The sequence below is a fragment of the Bacillus sp. MAG717A genome, from assembly GCF_036884855.1.
Classification (GTDB): Bacteria; Bacillota; Bacilli; order Bacillales; family Bacillaceae; genus Bacillus; species Bacillus safensis.
Genome location: NZ_CP145733.1, coordinates 183,898 through 202,420, shown reverse-complemented (window position 1 = coordinate 202,420; position 18,523 = coordinate 183,898). Strand labels below are relative to the sequence as shown.

Below are 18,523 nucleotides of genomic sequence, written 5' to 3'. Positions count from 1 at the left end.
GGTCTTTTCTCATCAATTTCTCATTTCCTCCTTATAAAATAGGAAATAGGAAGGAGGCGCTGCATGTCTAGAAAAACGAAAATGGTGCTTGCGCTCGCAGGATGTCTTGCGATTCTTGCTGCCTTTGCAATGCTCATGATCCAAACCATTGATCATAAAATATTAAGTGAAGCAGAAATGAAAAAAATGATCTCAAAAGACTACAATGGAAACATTACACATATTGATCTAATCAACCATAAACAGGACTACACATTGACGCTGGAAAATGCAAATGGCATCTACCAAATCATTGCATCTTCTGCAAGCGGTCAAATGAAAGAAATTAGACAGTTAAAAAGCTATCAGAAGCCAAATGAAAAAAATGCTGAGCTCCAGGCAGAAGAGGCGGCTGTTAAAAAGGTGAGCGGAACCGTCATTCAAAAGAAAGAGACATCAGATCGTTTTATTTTTACCATCCAATCAAAAAAAGAATTATATCAAGTCGAAGTCGACAAACAATCATTTAAGGTGCTTGAAGCAGAAAAGAAAAAACCAACCTCTAAAGAAAAGAAGCTCACAAAAATCACCGTCGAGGAAGCGATCCAAATTGCCGTCAAAGAGGTTGGCGGAACAGTGGATGATGCCGATCTTGAAACATTCAGCGGTATGCTCGTATTTGAGGTGGAGCTGGATTTGCCTGACGGCAGAGAGGCAGAGGTGCTTGTGAACGCCTATACAGGAGACATTGAGGGCATTACGTACGAAAACTAATCCTTTTCTCATGATATTCTCATGTTTCTTTCCTTCCTTTATCATCTTGTTTTCTTAAGATATAGAAGAAATCAAAAAGAGGAGGAAATGAACATGATGAAAAAAGTACTAGTAGCTACAGCATTAACGGGAACTCTTGTCGCAGGTGGTTTCACACTTCAAGCGCAAAATACAAATCAAACAGCAAACGCCGAGCAAGTCGTGCAAAAGAAATCGTCTTTTGTTTCAAAGAAACAAGCTGAAAAAGCAGCCTTAAAAGTGGTGAAAGGCTATGTAGACGATGTGGATCTTGAGCGTAAAAAAGGAAAATGGGTGTATGAGGTCGAGATTAAAAAAGGCGGCTTTGAATATAAAGTATATGTCGATGCAAAAACTGGAAAAGCGCTGAATGATCCAGTCAAAGAAAAGAAACAGAATGTGAAGATCACGAAAAAACAGGCTGAAAAAATTGCTCTTGCAAAAGTAAAAGGCACAGTCACCGATTCTGATCTAGATAAAGAAAATGGTGTGTACATCTATGAAGTTGAAATCACAACACCAAGCGGCGAGGAAGTTGATTTTGAGATTTCCGCTAAAACAGGCAAAATCCTGAAGCAAGAATGGGATGATTAAGCCATCTCTAAACCTTACACTTTCATGTGTAAGGTTTTTTCATTGGGACAAACTACGGGAAAGGAGGCGAGAGAATATGAAGAAAAAAGAAGAAGAGCAGACAATGGATCATGCGGAATATGTTCCGCATCCTGATGGAGAAGGATATGCTTTGTTTTTGCATGATTCCTTTCATCTCCTCTCCCAAGAGGATATGAATCAGCCAGAGGAGGAATAAAAAGACATGAAAGGGCGATGGCAAGAGCTGTCCATCGCTCTTTTTTTAAAAAGTAAGCGAATACATAAGGATACTTGGCATCTTGCTTATTGACATCATTCCGCTTTTTCTGTAATCTCAGTGTGTTAACAATATGAGACTTCGTTAGGTGAGGCTCCTGTATGGAGATACGCTGCTGCCCAAAAATGTCCAAAGACGCCAATGGGTCAACAGAAATCATCGACATAAGGTGATTTTTAATGCAGCTGGATTTTATCCTATGCCATACAGTGCTAAAGCTCTACGATTGAAGGAGCAAGTGTTTATTTTGTCATGCTTACAAAGCGCCTTCATTTGGTTGAAGGTGCTTTTTTATGAGAAAAGGAGGTGTGGGGATGGATCATCCCGATTCGAGACACATAGAGAGTATGTCAAAAGATCAGATTGACGCATCAGACAGAGGAGATCCTGACCCCCGCACATTCTAAGGGATTCGGGTATCTCCTGACTTTGGGGAGGTAACAGCGATGATACAGAACATTACGTACGATGAACTCATTTTAAGAATCATTATTTTATTAAGAGATGGCAAACGCAAAGAATTTAAAAACATTATGGAAGAACTTCAGCCATATGATATGGCCTATTTATTTAAAGAACTTCCAGAAAAACACCGAGGCCGCTTCCTCAGCTTTTTAACAGTCGATGATGTGACGGAAATGATGGGTGAGCTTGAGCGCGAGTACCAAGAAATTGTGCTTGAAAAAGTAGGGAAAGACAAAGCCACCTTCGTCACAAACAAAATGGATAACGATGACCTAGCCAACTTGTTTGATGAAATGGATGATGAGCTGAAAGATCAGCTTTTGTCAAACATGGAGGCAGAGGAATCAAAGGCCGTCCAGCTTCTCATGAATTATCCTGCTGAGACAGCAGGCCGAATCATGACCAACCGGTACGTATGGATTCCTCAGCACTATACGGTTCAGGACGCAGTTGTAAAGCTGAAAAGTTTTGCTGAAATTGCTGAATCGATCAACTATTTATATGTCATTAATGATCAAAAGCAGCTTGTAGGGGTTCTTTCGTACCGCGATCTCATTTTAGGTGAACCAGATGAAAAAGTGCAGGATCTTATGTTTACAAGAGTCATTGCCGTTGGAGCCTTTCAAGATCAGGAAGAAATCGCAAAACTGATTGAACGGTATGATTTTCTTGCGATTCCTGTTGTGGAAGAGAACAATGTCCTGGTCGGAATCGTCACAGTCGATGATATCATTGATGTCGTCATTCAAGAGGCAGGAGAAGACTATGAGAAGTTCGCTGCCTCTGGTAAAGATATTACATTCGACACGCCCGCTTTTGTTGCAGCATACCGACGTCTCCCATGGCTCATATTGCTTTTATTCATAGGGCTGATTTCAGGCAGTATTTTAAATTATTTTGAAGATACCCTTCAGCAAGTCGTTGCTTTAGCCTTCTTCATGCCAATGATTGCTGGGATGACAGGGAATACAGGGACACAGTCACTTGCGGTCGTCATTAGAGGACTTTCAAAAGAAGAATTAACGAAAAAAACCATTATGCGCTTGATTTTTAGAGAGCTGCGAACAAGTATTTACATTGGGATTGTCTGTTCCATTATTATTACTGTCGTCGCAATGGTGTGGCAGGGCAATATGATTTTAGGATTTGTTGTCGGTTCCTCACTACTTGCCACACTGATTATTGGAACGATGGCAGGTACGATCGTGCCTATTATTTTACACAGACTAAACGTCGACCCTGCTATTGCATCCGGGCCGCTGATTACAACATTGAATGATATATTATCACTGCTCATCTATTTTGGAATTGCGACAGCATTCCTTCATACACTTATGTAGCAAGAATACTGTAAAAAAGGTAGACAAAGGACCATCCTTTGTCCACAACCTAAGACTGTAAAACATGATGTTTTACAGTCTTTTTTGTATAAAGATTGCATATAGCGCTTCCATCCTTTACATTTTAAGGAGAAGGTGGGAGAGAAATATGAAGAAGTTCTTATTCATTTTGATGTGTATGCTTTTGCTGAGTGCATGTCAAAGGGAAGACGAGGGGAAAGACCGGAGGCTAGTGGCGGCAGAGCATATGCTTGAAGCCATCACCGAAGGAAATAAAAGAAAAATGGAAGAAGTCTACGTCGAAGGTGCGGTCCCGAGCCCGAATGATATTCTGAAACTGAAAAAAGAATGGGGCATAGACACGCTTTCTTATGAGGATTTTCATTTGGAAGAAGCCAGCATTCATGTGTTCCATGCGAATTATGAAGATGCAAAAACCGGGAAGAAAAAGGCACTTGCCCTACGGGTGAAAGAAGACCCTGAAAGAGGCGGCGTGCTGATTGACTTTGTGGGGGTTGTTGAAGGAACTGAAGCTTCCTCTAAATAAAAAGAATCGTTCAAAAGAGCGATTCTTTTTTTGTTTAACGATTTTTATACCGAAAGTGTGCATTAATCTGGCCTTCCAGCATTTTTTTCTTAAATTGTCCGCTTTTAAGCGCTTGTTCTTTTTTCTTCATGTCTTTTAAAATTTCAGCTGTCTGCACACCGTCTTCCCGTTTATTGGCGATGTCCATCAAACGTTCAACATCTGCAAAAGAATATTTCCGTGTGCCTCTTGTTGAGCGCTGGGGGTAGATGAGTTTACGTTCCTCATAATATCGGATTTGCCTGACGGAAAGCCCTGTTAACTCACTGACAATCCCGATTGAAATGACTTTTTTATCTTTATAAGATACATCTTCCTGCGTCATATACTCACCCCTGCAAGTCTTTTCTTCATATTATATAGAACGAGAAGTAAAAAAACCTATCGTTTGTTAGAAAATATAACACAAAAACGAAAAAAATGAAAAAACTATGGAAGGAAAGATAACAGGGAGTGTGCAATACATCTTACGGCGGCATATAATCATGGTGAGTTGACTTAGGAGGAGGAGCATATGATGGAGCAAGCACAGATCATTCGTATGGCAAAAGAAATCATCGCATTAGATGTGAAGAGGGATGAATTGCTCGAGCAATTCATGCAGGCTGCAGGTCAGAATGCACATGCGCTTCTAAGAGCCATGCAAAATGATTTGTATAAGAGGTCTTCATGAGCACCCGATCCAAATCACTTGATAGGAGGGGATAATCGGTGCGGCGTATATTAAAAGAAGCTTTAGCAAAAGAAAGACATTATTATACGAAGCAGCTATGTTCATTAGGGGTTTACAGCCCTGATGCGGCCAAGAACATGACAATTAGTGACTTAAAAAAAGAGTATCATTTCTTTTTCAACAAAACAGAACGCTGTTTGTAAAAATCCCTTGAAATGTGCGTATGTCACATAAAGGGTTCTTTTTTTGTGTTTAATATTATAGCAATATTGAATTTTGTAGAAATTTGGCGAATGAAGTGCAAGAAACCATAGATTCTTTACAGATTATGTTAAAGTGTGTCGCATCTTGATGGTTTGCTGAAAAAGCTTTTTTTCGAGATGATTGTGAAAAATAAGAAGGATTTTAAAAGTTTATATCGAAAACTTATACATAACACGAATGGAGTCACTTATGTGGTTGAAAGGGTTTTCAAAACGTACTTCTATTTTTTACGAAAGGCTCCAACTGCACCGCAAGACAGCCTTGAAGTTAAAAAAATATTATAAGAGGTAGATATGTGATGAGACTATCGTTTAATGAAGAAGAAGTAGAACGCTCAATGACGCTTTACAAGGTTTTTGCAAGAGCATTTAAAAGCGTTTCAGAACACAGTATTAGAGACAGCAAAGAGCATGGGTTTAATCCAACTGAATTTGCCGTACTTGAATTACTGTACACAAGAGGTGCTCAAAAGCTTCAGCAAATCGGCTCAAGACTCCTGCTTGTCAGCGGGAATGTGACGTATGTAATTGACAAATTAGAACGAAATGGTTTCATTGAAAGAGAACAGGACCCCAAGGATAAACGGTCAGTTTATGCCCATTTAACGGATAAAGGGCGAAGCTATCTTGACAAGATTTATCCGATCCACTCTCTTCGGATTGCGCGTGCATTCTCTGGTCTGACGCGTGAAGAACAAGAGCAATTGATTAGTCTATTGAAAAAAGCAGGTATTCACAGTCAGCATTTATTATTTAGATAAAACGAAAAGGTGCCATGATTGGCACCTTTTCGATTGTTGACAAAGGGCTAAAGTGATCCTTATTTTAGACCTTTGTCTTCTTCTCAGCTCAGCGTGACAGAAAACCTTTGAAGTCTAGGAAGGACGAGTACCGGAGCGGAGCGAATTGAGCATTCGTAAGCACCAGCACGTAGGACTGACACCGAATGCGAGGGTTTGTCTGCACGCTGGAAGGTGCCATGATTGGCACCTTTTTTATGTATCAAGATGCGCCGGATAGGCGATGAATTTTTCAATATCGCTTGCTGGTAGCGGCTTGGCATAATAAAACCCTTGCAGGTCGTCACAGCCCTGGGCAGATAATAGCTGGGCCTGTGCAAATGTTTCAACACCTTCTGCTATCACTTCGAGAGATAATTGGTGTCCCATCGCTATAATAGCCCCAGTAATCTGTTCAGACTTTGAATCACTTAAAATATCCTCAATAAAGGATTTATCAATTTTCAGTCGATGAATAGGTAAATCCTTTAAATAGCTTAAGGAGCTGTGGCCTGTACCGAAATCATCAATACTAATGCGGACGCCAAGCTGTTTTAGCGACGTTAGCACTTGTTTTGATTGCTTGATATTGTCCATTGTCATACTTTCTGTGACTTCAAGCTCCAAGAGTGACGGTTTCAGGTCGTATTTTTTCAGTGTCAGCTTGATCAAATCAATTAAGTCTTCAGAATTAAATTGTTTCGCAGATAAATTGACAGCCACAGGGATCTTTAGCCCATCATCATACCACCTTTTTGCCTGCTTGCCAGCCGTATCAATGACCCATCTACCAATATCGATGATCAGGCCTGATTCCTCTGCCAGTTCAATAAAAGCCTCAGGTGACTTTAAGGAACCATCTGGTGCCTTCATTCTTAAAAGGGCTTCAACCCCAGTCATCTTTCTTGTTTTGGCACTGACTTGCGGCTGGTAGTGAAGGACAAATTGTTCTCTTTGAATGGCATCCCTCAGCTCCAGCTCTCGGTTTAACCTGTCCTCACTCAATCTTTCCATGGATTCGGTAAAGAACTCATAACGGCTTTGCTTATGTTTTTTGGATAAATACATGGCCATATCGGCTTTTCTCATCAGCTCCATTCCGTCTTTGCCATTTTGCGGAGAGATAGCGATCCCGATGCTGATCGATGTAATGAGCTGATGGTTCTGGATGAAAAAAGGACGTTCAAATTGATGGATGATATTTTTAGAAAATTGTTCGACTTTATGTGTATCATGATCCATGTGAGGAAAGATCATTAAAAATTCGTCGCCGCCAAGTCTTGCGATAAAGCCATTGTCCGGTAAACATTGTGTCAGTCTATTTGCGGCAGCTTTCAGCAGTAAATCTCCGATGTTATGCCCAAGTGCATCATTAATAATTTTAAAACGATTTAAGTCAAGAAACAGAACCGCTGTTGATGTTTTTGACTTGTCTTGAGAGGAGAGGACATCATTTAAATGATTGATGCCATGGCGGCGGTTAGGAAGCTCTGTTAATGCATCATAATGTGCCATCACATGAATTTCTTTTTCTGCAATCCGCTGCTGTGTTAAATCTTTTAAAACAAGATAAATGCTGTCGAGTGAATTATTCACATGAACAGGTATGTAAGTGACATGATAATAATAAAAACGATCTGCTGCTTTCAGTTCTGCTTCGCGTGTGATGGCTTTTTTTGACTGAGAAATAAATTCTTCCCACAACTCAGTCGGCATCACATATTGGCTGACATCATCACCAATCTTAGAATTGCACAACTCTAAGATTTGTTTACCTGAGTCATTTGCAGAAAGCACCTTTCGATCGACAGATAACACGATAATGCCGTCTATATTATGTTTAATGAGCGATTGAAACCGCTGTTCATTTTCTTTCAGCTGATCTGACTGCGTCATGATCCGGTGATCAATATAGGCACCAAATATCATCAGCGTTTGGACAATAAGTGTCATCAATCCGATGAAAAGCGACAGGCTAAATGGCGACATTTCAAGAAAACCACCTGCATCGGCCTGTCCATTTGAATGATAAAACATGGTAGAGGCAGCCATACCAGTATAATGCATACCTGCTATAGCACCGCCCATCAACATTGAACCAAGACCCTTTAAAAGATAATTCTCCCGTTTACTTTTAGTACGGTCAACACGAAAGAAGAGTTTCAATGAGAAGTAGGAGGTAATGGCAGCAATGAAAAACGAAAGAAAAAAGAGGACTGGATCATAGCTGATTGAGACCTTGGCCATTGATTCCATTCCAAGATAATGCATGCTGCAAATAGCTGAACCCATGGTGATTGAACTAATGAGCAGCCGTCTTCTAGAGAGCTGCTTTTGAATGCATATTGAAAAAGCGATCAAGGATCCAATAAATGAGGCCAAAATCGATAAAATCAGTAAGGATGTATCATATGTGATGCCAACACGCATTTGAAATGCCATCATGCCAATAAAATGCATCGACCATATCCCCATTCCCATGATCATTGCACCAATGAGCAGCCATACCTTTTTCTTTGCACCGCTTGACTGTGCTACCCTGCTGGCTAAATGAAGAGCTGAGTAGGAGGCGACAGCGGCGACAGCGATTGACAGAAAGACAAGCCATCCATTGTAGCTTCCTGTTAAATGGGTCATGTAAGAAAACCTCCTGTATCTTAAAACAGACATATACTTAATATATCGGATCGAATGGCTTCTGTGTTCACCTTTCCTTCACTTAAATACAACAATCAACGTTTTTTTCACCCTTCTTTTATAGTAAAATCAAATTTAATGTAAAAAAACGATCAAAAGCGAATCGTTTCTTCGGTTTTATTCGTTTAATATATGGTGTGATTCTAAAAGAGATAGAATCAGTCAAATGATTATGTGTGAAAGGGATTGATAAACATCGAAGATTTTATTATTTCTTTAGCTGATGCCTTTAAGAACTTGTCATACTTTGGCATCTTCCTCGCATTATGCATTGAATTTGTACCTGCTGAAGTGGTTTTGCCTCTTGCGGGTTACTGGATCTCAAAAGGGGACATGGCCTTTATAGGTGTTGTGGCGGCCGGCTCCATTGGCGGCGTGGCTGGTCCTTTGACCTTGTACTGGTTAGGACGTTACGGCGGCAGACCCTTTTTAAATAAATATGGAAAGTATATTTTTATAAAACCTGAGTCGCTTGATAAATCTGATGCTTTCTTTGAAAAGCATGGCGGATTCGTCGCATTCAGCGGCCGGTTCATACCAGGAGTCAGAACGCTTATCTCCATCCCGTGCGGTATTGCCAAGATGAATGTGTGGGTCTTTTGCCTGTATACGTTTTTGGCAATTACACCAATTACGTTTGTGTATGTGTATCTTGGGTTTGTGCTCGGAGAGAACTGGAAAGAGGTTGGCGCCATCTTAGATCCATATCTTTTACCAATTGGCATCGGTGTTGTGTTATTGTTTGTTCTCTACTTATTTCTAAAACGAAGAAAAAGAAAAACAGAAACGCCAACTGCCTAATCAATGGATCGAAGCGAAAGTCACCTGTTGACAATCCAGTGTCTATTGATTATGATAGAAGTAATCTAAATATTCTAAATCCCGCCAAAGGGGAGTAGCGTCCGGTTTTTATCGGAAACAAAGTCGTCATTACATGGACTAATGTTCATCGGCTTTGTTGGCATGATTCTACATATCACATGTCTAGCAAGACCTTTGCCATTACAGGCAAAGGTCTTTTTTGCATTCATAAGCCTTTGTCTGTTGTGGGACAATAGATAAAAACAAGGAGGAATGATGATGGATGCAACCATTATTTTAGAGTACGGGTGGGTTCTGCTCGTACTGATTGGATTAGAAGGGATTTTAGCAGCTGATAACGCGCTGGTCATGGCCGTTATGGTCAAACACCTTCCTGAAAAACAAAGAAAAAAGGCACTGTTTTACGGACTTGCAGGTGCGTTTGTCATGCGATTTGGTTCTCTGTTTCTTATTTCGTTTTTAGTGGATGTGTGGCAAGTTCAAGCCATTGGCGCAATTTATCTTCTTTATATTTCCATTCACCATATTTTAAAATCGCACGTATTTAAGAAAAAGGAAACTGAAACAAATATGAAACAAAGCGGTTTCTGGGCAACAGTCGTGAAAGTAGAGCTTGCCGACATTGCTTTTGCTGTTGATTCCATTTTAGCGGCCGTCGCTTTAGCTGTGACACTGCCGAAAACAAGTCTTCCGCAAATCGGTGGACTCGATGGCGGTCAATTTATTGTCATTCTTTTAGGCGGTATAATTGGTCTTGTCATTATGCGATTTGCAGCAACGGTCTTTGTGAAACTGCTCAAAACAAGACCGAGCCTAGAAACAGCAGCATTTGTCATTGTCGGATGGGTTGGTGTGAAGCTGACGCTTTATACACTGTCACATCCAGCCATTGGGGTCGTATCGTCTCATTTTATCCATTCAGCATTATGGAAAGTGATTTTCTGGACAGTGCTTCTCGCAATTGCAGCATTTGGCTGGTTTTTATCAAGTCCATCAAGAAAAGGCGGGCAGGAAAACGAGGAGAAACAAGAGGCACGCCTGGGAGAGTAGGTTTTTTGAAAGAAATATCATTTCATTTTCATAACACGTATATTACAAATAAGGGGGAGATACCCCCTTATTTCTTTGCTTTTAGACGAAACATTGTAAAGTAGATGATGACATACATGTCATAATTGAGTAACAGGAAATGAATTCCTCATTTCTTCCTTTGCGCTTCCCTCATAAATTAGCTATCATAAATGAGTAATATAGGGAGAACTGAGGTGAAACCATTGCTTAGCCTTTTGTTTAAAAAAGGAAAGAAAAAGCAAACATTAGAGCAGTCGGCTATCAGTATTCAACAAGGTGATATCGAACTGCAAAATGCATTAATAGAGCAATACAAACCATTTGTCGCTAAGACGGTTTCATCCGTTTGTAAACGATATATAGATGAAAAAGATGATGAATTCAGCATAGGCTTAATAGCCTTTAATGAAGCGATAGAAAAATACTCTGCCGAAAAAGGAAACTCACTGCTTGCGTTCGCAGAATTAATTATTAAAAGAAAAGTGATTGACTATATTCGAAAAGAAGCAAGAAATGCACCAACGGTTCAAATGGACCTGCAAGAAAGTGAGAATGGCGAATACTCTCAAAGCATGATTGAAGCAGAGCTCTCTGCAAATGAATATAGGCGTTTAATTGAACAAGAACATAGAAGAGAAGAGATTGAACATTTTAAAGAACGACTGAAAGTATACGGTCTCACGTTTCAAGAGCTACTTGAGCATTCACCAAAGCATGCAGATGCCAGGCAAAATGCCATTAAAGTAGCCCATACACTCGTTGAACACGAGGAGCTGAGAACGATTTTATTTCAGAAAAAACAATTGCCGGTCAAACAGCTGGAAAAGCTAGTGGAAGTCAGCCGCAAAACGATTGAGAGAAATAGAAAATATATCATTGCAATGGCGATCATTATGACAGGTGATTATGTGTATTTGAAAGATTACCTTAAAGGGGTGCTTAATTCATGAGAAGAGGCATTATAGTAGAGAAAAACAAAAAATATGTCACGCTGCTGACCCCTGATGGACAATTTCTGCGGACAAAATATGAAGAGCAAAACTATGAAATCGGCCAAGAAGTGACATTTCCAAATGAATCACGTCTCGAAAGAAAAAGAGCCGGTTTTTTTGACCTGCTTCGTTTACGTCCGTTAAATGCAGGAATCCTATCAATAGCAGCGATTATTGTCGTGATTTTTACTATGATGCCATCTTTCTCAAGTCAAAAAGCATATGCGTATATGACAATTGACATTAACCCAAGCTTTGAGCTGAAGCTTGATCACGATTATCAAGTGATCGGTGTCACACCGCTGAATAAAGATGCGAAGCAAGTACTGGCGAGTATGAAGGATTTAGAAAAAAACGACATGACCAAGGTCGTGCAGGAAATTATAGATGACTGTGACAAAAAAGGATATGTGAACGACTCTAAAAGTATTTATATTTCAACCGTTTATGAAAACAAGCAGGACAATACATATAAAACAAACGTAAAAAGCAAAATTAAGACCATTTCTGGTGAATATCAAAAACGCAATTATAAGCTGGAAACTGTCGAAAGTGACCTGGAAACAAGAGAAAAAGCTCAAAAGGCAGGCATTTCAACAGGAACCTATATTAGAAATCAAGAAATGCAAGACAAAGAACATGGAGATATCAAAAAGGATGAAGACGCAGCAGAGAACGATGCTGTGAAGGAAGAAGATCCTAAGAAACATGATGAAGAACAAGTAGATAAAGACAAACAAGAAGACGTAAAAACAGACGATAGCAAAGAGTTGCAGCCAGATCAAGAAGCTCCAGAAGCTGAGGACAAAGAGCAGAAGGAAGCAGAGAGGGAAGAGCAAGGGTCTGTTCAAAAGCCTCAAAAACCTGAGGATGAAAGCAAAGACAACAAAATAAAGGAAGAAAAGGTTCCTTCTTTCGATAAAGAGCAAAAAAAAAATCACTCAACTGATCCTGATGAAAGAAGACACTGGAACGGCTCAACACGTGGTGATGCGGAAAAACACGCAAAAAAAAACGGCAGGGATCAGAACAATCCTTCCGCTGAACAAAAAAGAGAACATGCGAAGCAAAAAGGGAAAGGTGCACCGTTTCCTTATCGTGAGAACAGGTATAAGCACACATATGAACAATAAAAAAACGCCAGAATAGCTCCGGCGTATTTCACCATGTCATGATTTAGATTGATTGCCCATTTGTGATTGAGCCTGTTGAACGAGTCTTTTTGTGATTTCACCGCCAACAGAACCGTTAGCACGTGAGACTGTATCTGAACCGAGAGTGACGCCAAATTCTTGAGCGATCTCGTATTTAAATTGATCTAAAGCTTGTTCTACTCCAGGAACAAGAAGTTGATTTCGATTTGCCATGTCCATTCTCCTCCTTTCACCTCATGTTTGTTGCGCCTTCTTATTTTGAAAAAAAAGCCGTGCATTTATGCTGGCAATTGCTGTACAAAAAAACCGAGATGATGAAGGTCACCTCGGTTCTTTTTTATCTCTTATTCAGTTGCAGCGTATTATACATCATTTCTTGAGCTGTACTTTGCAAATGTGAAGTAAAGACAGAGAAGACGGTAGAACTGATAATCCCTTTAATCAAATGCCATTGACTCTTCGCCAATTCTGTAAATTCGTCATGGAGCTTGTCTGTCTGCTCCTCGGTTATTTCTCGCAAATTTGTTTCCTTTAATGGGAATTGTGTATGGTGATAAATAAAATCAAGGACGTGCGCATATGCTTCATAAAAACGGATTGGACTAATAATATCATCTGTTCGATCTGTGATGGTGTTAAATAAGGCAGATAAGATCATACGAATGGTATCGAAGTCAAAAACTGATTTTAAATCCCTGACAATTAATAAAATAACGACCTGATCAATAGAGTATTTTTTGCCAAGCTCTGGATGGCCAATCATATCTTTAATATCTCGTTTGATCCAATTTTGAATCGCCGTCGATTTAAGAGAAGTCAGCTCACACAAGTTGCCAAGCTCAACAATTTCATTTGTAGAAAGACCATGCTCTGATTTTTGCTTCCGCCGTTCAAGCTTCTCAAAAAAAGACGGGATCTTTAATTCATCATAGTGATCCTTGCCATTTTTTACAGATAGTTTCAAAAGCTGAAGCGGAGTCAGATCTCCCTCTCCTTTTAGAGAATACAGAAGTCTTGTCATGTCAATTCTCGTTAATTTAAAAGTAACCATGTTCCACCTCATTTGTACGTCAAAACTTGATTATTGATCTAATTCAACATCATAGTCTCTTTTTGATGAAAATGCAAAATAAACTAAAAAGCAGGCCGGCACGTCACAATTTGTTCACTTTTCTGCTGGGGCAAATGTCTTAAATATTGATGTGACGGGGTTTTAGTCGTTATGATAAACAGAGGAAGTGATTCCTTTTTCCTTGCAATTTGAGACGTTTATTTTTATAATTTTATTAATAAGTTCATTTGAACTTAATATGACAGCGGAGGTTATGTATGGGTAAGAGAATATTTCTGTTTATATTAACGAACATTCTTGTTATCACTACGATTGGTATTGTACTGTCGGTTATTAGTGCAGCAACTGGTGTTGGTTCTTATATAGGAGCAGACGGAAGACTTAATATCCTTTATCTTCTTGTATTCAGTGCAGTAGTTGGTTTTGTTGGCTCGTTTATGTCACTTGCGATGTCTCGCTGGATGGCAAAAATGATGATGGGTGTACGTGTGTTAAATCCAGAAAAGGATTCATTAACATATGATGAGCAGCAGCTTGTTGACCGCGTGCACAGACTATCAAGAGCTGCAGGTCTTTCTAAAATGCCTGAAGTTGGTATTTATCAATCATCTGAAGTAAATGCATTTGCAACAGGTCCTTCTAAGAGAAGATCACTTGTTGCAGTATCAACTGGATTGCTTCATGAAATGGATGATGCAGCAGTTGAAGGTGTCATCGCCCACGAAGTTGCTCACGTTGCGAATGGTGACATGGTCACGATGACGCTGCTTCAAGGAATCGTCAACACATTCGTTGTCTTCCTTTCAAGAATTGCGGCATGGATCGCAAGCCGTTTTGTTTCACGTGAAGAGCTTGTACCGATTGTTCACTTTATCGCTGTGATTGTTTTCCAAATCATTTTCTCTATCCTAGGAAGCCTTGTCGTGTTTGCATATTCTAGACACCGTGAATTCCATGCAGACCGCGGCGGAGCCGACCTTGCGGGTAAAGATAAAATGATTCATGCGCTTCGTTCACTTGAGGCGTACACGTCAAGAATCAAAGATGATGATCAAACAGCAGTCGCTACGCTAAAAATCAGCGGTAAACGAAAAGCTTCTCTTTTCTCAACACACCCTGATTTAAACGAAAGAATCAGAAGACTAGAAGCAAAATAAGAAAGAGGAAAAGACATTCTTTTATTACTGGGTGTCTTTTTCTTTTTGATGAAAAAGAAAATAAAGCATAAAATAGCTTTAAAATCATGTCTCTTTTCATTAAAATGATAAAGGTATTCGAAAAGATAGATAAAAGAAGGAATGATAATGAATCCTATAAAAAAGCTAATTGACCGGCTGTCAGCGTTTCAGTTGATTGCCCTTTATTATTTTCTTGCTGTAACCGTGTCGCTTATTCTTCTCAGCCTTCCAGTGGCTCATCAAGAGGGAGTCAAATGGACATTCATTGATGCCTTATTCACAGCGGTGAGTGCTGTAAGTGTCACGGGACTGACTGTTGTCGACACCTCCCAAACATTTAGTGTGACAGGGATGTGGATCCTTGCGTTTGTTCTGCAAATTGGAGGCATCGGCATTATGACGCTCGGTACCTTCGTATGGCTTGTCATGCGAAAAAGAATTGGAATTAAAGAAAGAAAGCTCATCATGGCAGATCAAAACCAAAGCAATTTATCAGGAATAGTGAAACTAATGAAGCAGGTTTTATATTTAATTTTGCTGATTGAGTTTGTCGGCGGGCTGATTTTAAGCATGTATTTTCTCAAATATTACGATGTGCAAGGAGCTTTCTTACATGGCTTCTTCTCGAGTATTAGTGCGACAACCAATGGGGGCTTCGATATTACAGGAAGCTCTCTTATCCCTTACAAAGATGATTATTTCGTCCAGTTTATTACGATGCTGTTGATCATCTTTGGTGCGATTGGTTTTCCTGTGCTCGTGGAAGTGAAGGATTATTTGTTCAATCAGGACCGTAAGCACGCATCGTTCTCATTGTTTACAAAAATCACAACGCTCACGTTCGGCGGCCTTGTCGTTGTTGGAGCGATTGGAATCTATGCACTTGAAGCCGGTTTTAGCTTTGTAGGGAAAAGCTGGCATGAAATTTTGTTTTATTCTTTGTTTCAATCGACTGCAACAAGAAGCGGGGGGCTGACAACGTTAGACATTACGCAGTTGACCGAACCGACGCTTTTATTTTTATGTATGCTCATGTTTATCGGGGCTTCCCCAAGCTCTGTGGGGGGCGGAATTCGGACAACTACGTTTGCCCTTAATTTACTCGCATTGTTTCATTATGCTAGGGGAAATAAGTCCATAAAAATCTTCAAGAGGGAGCTTCATCAAGCGGATATTAATAAATCCCTTATGGTGACAATGATGGCTTTTATTTTGGTTTTTGGCGCTACGTTCCTGTTATCCTTAACACAGCATAATACACTTCTTGAAAATTTATTTGAAGTTTGCTCTGCTTTCGGAACAACGGGACTGTCGCTTGGGATCACCTCAGATCTCACTGTGTTTGGTAAATGTATCATCATGGTTGTCATGTTTATTGGACGGATCGGTATTCCAAGCTTTTTATATTTAATCGGCCGAAGGGAAAGCGAAGCAAATTATCATTATCCGAAAGAGCGCGTCATCATTGGCTAAACAGCATTCAATTTGAATGCTGTTTTTTTTATTTTTATTTCCATTATCTAACTGGCTAAATCACATGGGATGTTCGCAATCTATAGGTAAGAGGTGAACGAGACGTGCTGGATGTGTTATGGAAAGCAATTGTCATGCTGCTAGTTGGTACCTTGCTGCTGAGAATAGCAGGGCCTAAATCCATTAGTCAATTAACTGTACAACAAACAGTGATTATGATTTCAATCGGATCGATTATTATCCAACCCTTTATTGAGCATAATTTACTTGAAACCATTTCTGCAGCCGCTATCTTTATTGTGGCACTTGTTATTATGGAAAAGCTGTCAATTCAATCTGATTTCTTTGAAAAATTGGTTTCAGGGAAATCGGTCGTGATTTTACAGGATGGCCAAATGCTTGATCATAAGCTGAAGAAAACAAGGCTCACAAGGGACGAATTTAAAATGCGTTTAAAGCAGCAAGGCATCACTGACATCAGCAGTCTCAAAATAGCCACGCTAGAAGCCAATGGACAAATTGGCTATGAGTTAAAACCTGAGGAAAAGCCAGTGACGGTCAAGCAGATGAAGGAATTCCTTGACCAATTAAGAGAAGAACTAAACCTGTCAAAAAAGGACTGAATTCACATGAAAAGAAAAGCAGCGAAAAATGAAGCATTAACAAATAATATGACGCCGACTGAAAGCATGGCACATGATCAAGGACAAACCCAATTTGACGAACAATCAAGAGATCGTCAGGCAAATCGAAATTCTCATAAAGGGAAACAAGGGGGAGCATCTCGTGACTAAGAAGCATATGAAGAGCAAAGAGATGAAGGACCATAAAAAGCCAATGGACCCAGATATTTTAGAAGAGGAATTTGGCAGTGAGCTTGGAGATATCAACAGCAGCAAATGGATTGATACGTTGATGAAGCCAAAGAAAGATGCTGCATGTAAGCAGAATAAGAAATAGAAAAAACGATCCAATAAGGATCGTTTTCAGCGTGTAGACAAACCCTCGCATTCGTTGTCAGGTCTGCGCTCCGGTGCTCACGAATGTCAAATTCGCTCTGCTCCGGTACTCGCCCTTCCTCGACTGCAAAGGTTTTCTATCACGCTGAAAGGAAGACAAAGGGCTAAAATAAAGATTATTTTAGCCCTTTGTCAACAATCTGAAACGATCCCATAAGGATCGTTTTTTATTTTATATAACTGCTTTGCCTGCCGGTGATCGTTCGCATGAAGTTGTTCATTTTGAGTTCAATCACTGGCTGTGCAACGGTTTTAACAAAAGTGCTAGACAGTGTAAAGGTTAACAGAATGGTCAGCAGCAATAAAATGAGTACACTTGCTGCATTTAGCGCCCAGTCATCAAACCAAGTGGTTCTTAGCAGCTTGATCACAAAGCCATGTAATAAATAAACATATAACGTTCTTGTTCCCCATTTTGTAAAGAAGAAACGGCGTGTTGGAACTAATGCAAAGAAGCTGAATGTAGCGCCAAATGCAAGCAAGTACCATGCCATTCGTTTCATCGCCGCAATCATTCCTTCATCTCCTAGAGAAGCATACGACTTTGAACCAAATAAGAAGGAATAATCAAATTCATAGAAGTAGCAAAACAGGAAGACAGCCATTAATACAAAAAGTGCTGCCATTTTTCCTTTGCTTGTACGGATGAATTCAAAATGCTGCTTTTTTAAATAAAATCCAGCTAAAAACATAGGCAAAAAGACAAACGTACGTGATAAGCTGAGTGTATTGCTGATGCTGTCCACATAACCGACAAGTAATGCAATCGATAAACTGACGATCATCGCCCAGTGGAACGGCAGTTTTGAAAAAGGAATGAGCAGCAAGTTCCAAAAGAATAAACTAATTAAAAACCATAAGGACCATTGCGGATCAATTGGATTTAAATTGGCCATGCTTTGTTCCTGTAATAGGTAATAGTAAACCGAATAGATCACCTGAAAGATTAAATATGGGATGATCAGCTTAACGGCGACTTTTTTCATAAAGCCCGGTTTTCTAAACCCTTTTGCAAAAAAGCCAGAAACTAAAATAAAGGCGGGCATGTGAAAGGTATAAATAAATTTGTATAAATAGAGCATCCAATCATTATCATGAATGAATGATCGTAACAAATGACCAAAAACAACTAGAAAAATCAGAAGGAATTTCGCATTATCAAAATAACTGTCTCGTGAAGATGCCATAACATCACCTTTCCTGCTCGATTTCAAACATAAATGTTCTAAGTGCACTGTTCCCTTATTTGCCCCATTCTAAAATACATTTTTGCTTAATTCGCTATTTGATGTGAAAT

Annotated in this window: 21 protein-coding genes, 1 pseudogene and 2 riboswitches; of the genes and pseudogenes, 17 read left to right on the top strand and 5 right to left on the bottom strand. The window is 39.7% G+C overall.

All coding sequences use genetic code 11. The features are described from left to right. Positions 1-63 precede the first annotated feature (63 nt). The 5 genes from V6Z54_RS01065 (at position 64) to V6Z54_RS01045 (ending at position 3,994) form a co-directional block, all read left to right on the top strand. Positions 64-753: a PepSY domain-containing protein gene (locus V6Z54_RS01065; RefSeq protein WP_073204932.1), complete on the top strand. Its 690-nt coding sequence runs from the start codon at positions 64-66 to the stop codon at positions 751-753. Between the two features lie 93 nt (positions 754-846). Then, positions 847-1,365, top strand: a complete 519-nt coding sequence (locus tag V6Z54_RS01060; RefSeq protein ID WP_039178030.1) for a PepSY domain-containing protein — start codon at positions 847-849, stop codon at positions 1,363-1,365. Between the two features lie 76 nt (positions 1,366-1,441). Then, positions 1,442-1,582: a hypothetical protein gene (locus V6Z54_RS01055; RefSeq protein WP_003212346.1), complete on the top strand. Its 141-nt coding sequence runs from the start codon at positions 1,442-1,444 to the stop codon at positions 1,580-1,582. A gap of 133 nt (positions 1,583-1,715) precedes the next feature. After that, positions 1,716-1,880, top strand: a riboswitch (M-box (ykoK) riboswitch). Between the two features lie 208 nt (positions 1,881-2,088). Beyond that, positions 2,089-3,447, top strand: coding sequence for a magnesium transporter (gene mgtE, locus V6Z54_RS01050; RefSeq protein ID WP_039178033.1), 1,359 nt, complete (start codon positions 2,089-2,091; stop codon positions 3,445-3,447). 148 nt (positions 3,448-3,595) lie between these two features. Beyond that, entirely contained in the window at positions 3,596-3,994 is a 399-nt protein-coding gene (locus V6Z54_RS01045; protein WP_041085044.1) for a hypothetical protein, read from the top strand. Positions 3,995-4,028: 34 nt separating this feature from the next. On the opposite strand, the gene V6Z54_RS01040 is transcribed toward V6Z54_RS01045, so the two are convergent. Continuing rightward, positions 4,029-4,358, bottom strand: coding sequence for a MerR family transcriptional regulator (locus tag V6Z54_RS01040; protein ID WP_024424656.1), 330 nt, complete (start codon positions 4,356-4,358; stop codon positions 4,029-4,031). 192 nt (positions 4,359-4,550) lie between these two features. Here V6Z54_RS01040 and V6Z54_RS01035 point away from each other — a divergent pair, with 192 nt between their 5' ends. From V6Z54_RS01035 to V6Z54_RS01025, 3 genes are all read left to right on the top strand, one after another. Further along, positions 4,551-4,706 (top strand): hypothetical protein, encoded by a 156-nt coding sequence (locus V6Z54_RS01035; protein ID WP_099663201.1) that lies wholly within the window; start codon positions 4,551-4,553, stop codon positions 4,704-4,706. Positions 4,707-4,744: 38 nt separating this feature from the next. Beyond that, positions 4,745-4,909: a hypothetical protein gene (locus V6Z54_RS01030; protein ID WP_024426818.1), complete on the top strand. Its 165-nt coding sequence runs from the start codon at positions 4,745-4,747 to the stop codon at positions 4,907-4,909. Between the two features lie 356 nt (positions 4,910-5,265). Further along, a complete protein-coding gene (locus V6Z54_RS01025; RefSeq protein WP_095408317.1) occupies positions 5,266-5,730 on the top strand; it encodes a MarR family transcriptional regulator in 465 nt (154 codons plus the stop codon). Between the two features lie 234 nt (positions 5,731-5,964). Here V6Z54_RS01025 and V6Z54_RS01020 read toward each other — a convergent pair whose 3' ends face one another. Continuing rightward, positions 5,965-8,385 (bottom strand): EAL domain-containing protein, encoded by a 2,421-nt coding sequence (locus tag V6Z54_RS01020; protein ID WP_305960395.1) that lies wholly within the window; start codon positions 8,383-8,385, stop codon positions 5,965-5,967. A 246-nt stretch (positions 8,386-8,631) separates the two neighbouring features. Here V6Z54_RS01020 and V6Z54_RS01015 point away from each other — a divergent pair, with 246 nt between their 5' ends. The 4 genes and pseudogenes from V6Z54_RS01015 to V6Z54_RS01000 all read left to right on the top strand — a co-directional run bounded on the left by V6Z54_RS01015 (position 8,632) and on the right by V6Z54_RS01000 (position 12,463). Then, positions 8,632-9,246, top strand: coding sequence for a DedA family protein (locus V6Z54_RS01015; protein WP_041085042.1), 615 nt, complete (start codon positions 8,632-8,634; stop codon positions 9,244-9,246). A gap of 77 nt (positions 9,247-9,323) precedes the next feature. Beyond that, positions 9,324-9,430, top strand: a riboswitch (yybP-ykoY riboswitch). Beyond that, positions 9,426-10,317, top strand: a pseudogene (locus V6Z54_RS01010) (TerC family protein). (Overlaps the previous riboswitch by 5 nt.) Positions 10,318-10,532: 215 nt before the next feature. Continuing rightward, positions 10,533-11,288, top strand: a complete 756-nt coding sequence (sigI, locus tag V6Z54_RS01005; protein ID WP_305960396.1) for an RNA polymerase sigma factor SigI — start codon at positions 10,533-10,535, stop codon at positions 11,286-11,288. Beyond that, positions 11,285-12,463 (top strand): anti-sigma factor domain-containing protein, encoded by a 1,179-nt coding sequence (locus V6Z54_RS01000; RefSeq protein WP_338527611.1) that lies wholly within the window; start codon positions 11,285-11,287, stop codon positions 12,461-12,463. Before sigI ends, V6Z54_RS01000 begins: the two co-directional genes overlap by 4 nt. 36 nt (positions 12,464-12,499) lie before the next feature. Here V6Z54_RS01000 and V6Z54_RS00995 read toward each other — a convergent pair whose 3' ends face one another. Together V6Z54_RS00995 and V6Z54_RS00990 are read right to left on the bottom strand one after the other, a co-directional pair. Then, entirely contained in the window at positions 12,500-12,697 is a 198-nt protein-coding gene (locus tag V6Z54_RS00995; RefSeq protein ID WP_034281522.1) for an alpha/beta-type small acid-soluble spore protein, read from the bottom strand. Positions 12,698-12,821: 124 nt separating this feature from the next. Continuing rightward, positions 12,822-13,535: a DUF1836 domain-containing protein gene (locus V6Z54_RS00990; RefSeq protein ID WP_269103726.1), complete on the bottom strand. Its 714-nt coding sequence runs from the start codon at positions 13,533-13,535 to the stop codon at positions 12,822-12,824. A 278-nt stretch (positions 13,536-13,813) separates the two neighbouring features. Between V6Z54_RS00990 and htpX the strand changes: the two genes are divergently transcribed. The 5 genes from htpX to V6Z54_RS00965 all read left to right on the top strand — a co-directional run bounded on the left by htpX (position 13,814) and on the right by V6Z54_RS00965 (position 17,167). Then, entirely contained in the window at positions 13,814-14,713 is a 900-nt protein-coding gene (htpX, locus tag V6Z54_RS00985) for a protease HtpX (RefSeq protein ID WP_024424664.1), read from the top strand. Between the two features lie 147 nt (positions 14,714-14,860). Continuing rightward, entirely contained in the window at positions 14,861-16,207 is a 1,347-nt protein-coding gene (locus V6Z54_RS00980) for a TrkH family potassium uptake protein (protein ID WP_041085038.1), read from the top strand. A 104-nt stretch (positions 16,208-16,311) separates the two neighbouring features. Next, complete coding sequence (locus tag V6Z54_RS00975; protein WP_041085037.1) at positions 16,312-16,830, top strand: YetF domain-containing protein; 519 nt, start codon at positions 16,312-16,314, stop codon at positions 16,828-16,830. Positions 16,831-16,836: 6 nt separating this feature from the next. Next, positions 16,837-17,001: a hypothetical protein gene (locus V6Z54_RS00970; protein WP_087975542.1), complete on the top strand. Its 165-nt coding sequence runs from the start codon at positions 16,837-16,839 to the stop codon at positions 16,999-17,001. Further along, a complete protein-coding gene (locus tag V6Z54_RS00965) occupies positions 16,994-17,167 on the top strand; it encodes a hypothetical protein (protein ID WP_175297136.1) in 174 nt (57 codons plus the stop codon). Before V6Z54_RS00970 ends, V6Z54_RS00965 begins: the two co-directional genes overlap by 8 nt. A 226-nt stretch (positions 17,168-17,393) precedes the next feature. Here V6Z54_RS00965 and V6Z54_RS00960 read toward each other — a convergent pair whose 3' ends face one another. Next, positions 17,394-18,413 (bottom strand): acyltransferase family protein, encoded by a 1,020-nt coding sequence (locus V6Z54_RS00960; RefSeq protein WP_338527610.1) that lies wholly within the window; start codon positions 18,411-18,413, stop codon positions 17,394-17,396. Positions 18,414-18,523 lie beyond the last annotated feature (110 nt).

Excerpts from the sequence above, each read along its gene's own strand:
- V6Z54_RS01065 (WP_073204932.1), top strand. The coding sequence starts at position 64 with ATGTCTAGAAAAACGAAAATGGTGCTTGCGCTCGCAGGATGTCTTGCG.
- V6Z54_RS01060 (WP_039178030.1), top strand. The coding sequence starts at position 847 with ATGATGAAAAAAGTACTAGTAGCTACAGCATTAACGGGAACTCTTGTC.
- V6Z54_RS01055 (WP_003212346.1), top strand. The coding sequence starts at position 1,442 with ATGAAGAAAAAAGAAGAAGAGCAGACAATGGATCATGCGGAATATGTT.
- mgtE (WP_039178033.1), top strand. The coding sequence starts at position 2,089 with ATGATACAGAACATTACGTACGATGAACTCATTTTAAGAATCATTATT.
- V6Z54_RS01045 (WP_041085044.1), top strand. The coding sequence starts at position 3,596 with ATGAAGAAGTTCTTATTCATTTTGATGTGTATGCTTTTGCTGAGTGCA.
- V6Z54_RS01040 (WP_024424656.1), bottom strand. The coding sequence starts at position 4,358 with ATGACGCAGGAAGATGTATCTTATAAAGATAAAAAAGTCATTTCAATC.
- V6Z54_RS01035 (WP_099663201.1), top strand. The coding sequence starts at position 4,551 with ATGGAGCAAGCACAGATCATTCGTATGGCAAAAGAAATCATCGCATTA.
- V6Z54_RS01020 (WP_305960395.1), bottom strand. The coding sequence starts at position 8,385 with ATGACCCATTTAACAGGAAGCTACAATGGATGGCTTGTCTTTCTGTCA.
- V6Z54_RS01000 (WP_338527611.1), top strand. The coding sequence starts at position 11,285 with ATGAGAAGAGGCATTATAGTAGAGAAAAACAAAAAATATGTCACGCTG.
- V6Z54_RS00995 (WP_034281522.1), bottom strand. The coding sequence starts at position 12,697 with ATGGCAAATCGAAATCAACTTCTTGTTCCTGGAGTAGAACAAGCTTTA.
- V6Z54_RS00990 (WP_269103726.1), bottom strand. The coding sequence starts at position 13,535 with ATGGTTACTTTTAAATTAACGAGAATTGACATGACAAGACTTCTGTAT.
- htpX (WP_024424664.1), top strand. The coding sequence starts at position 13,814 with ATGGGTAAGAGAATATTTCTGTTTATATTAACGAACATTCTTGTTATC.
- V6Z54_RS00980 (WP_041085038.1), top strand. The coding sequence starts at position 14,861 with ATGAATCCTATAAAAAAGCTAATTGACCGGCTGTCAGCGTTTCAGTTG.
- V6Z54_RS00970 (WP_087975542.1), top strand. The coding sequence starts at position 16,837 with ATGAAAAGAAAAGCAGCGAAAAATGAAGCATTAACAAATAATATGACG.
- V6Z54_RS00960 (WP_338527610.1), bottom strand. The coding sequence starts at position 18,413 with ATGGCATCTTCACGAGACAGTTATTTTGATAATGCGAAATTCCTTCTG.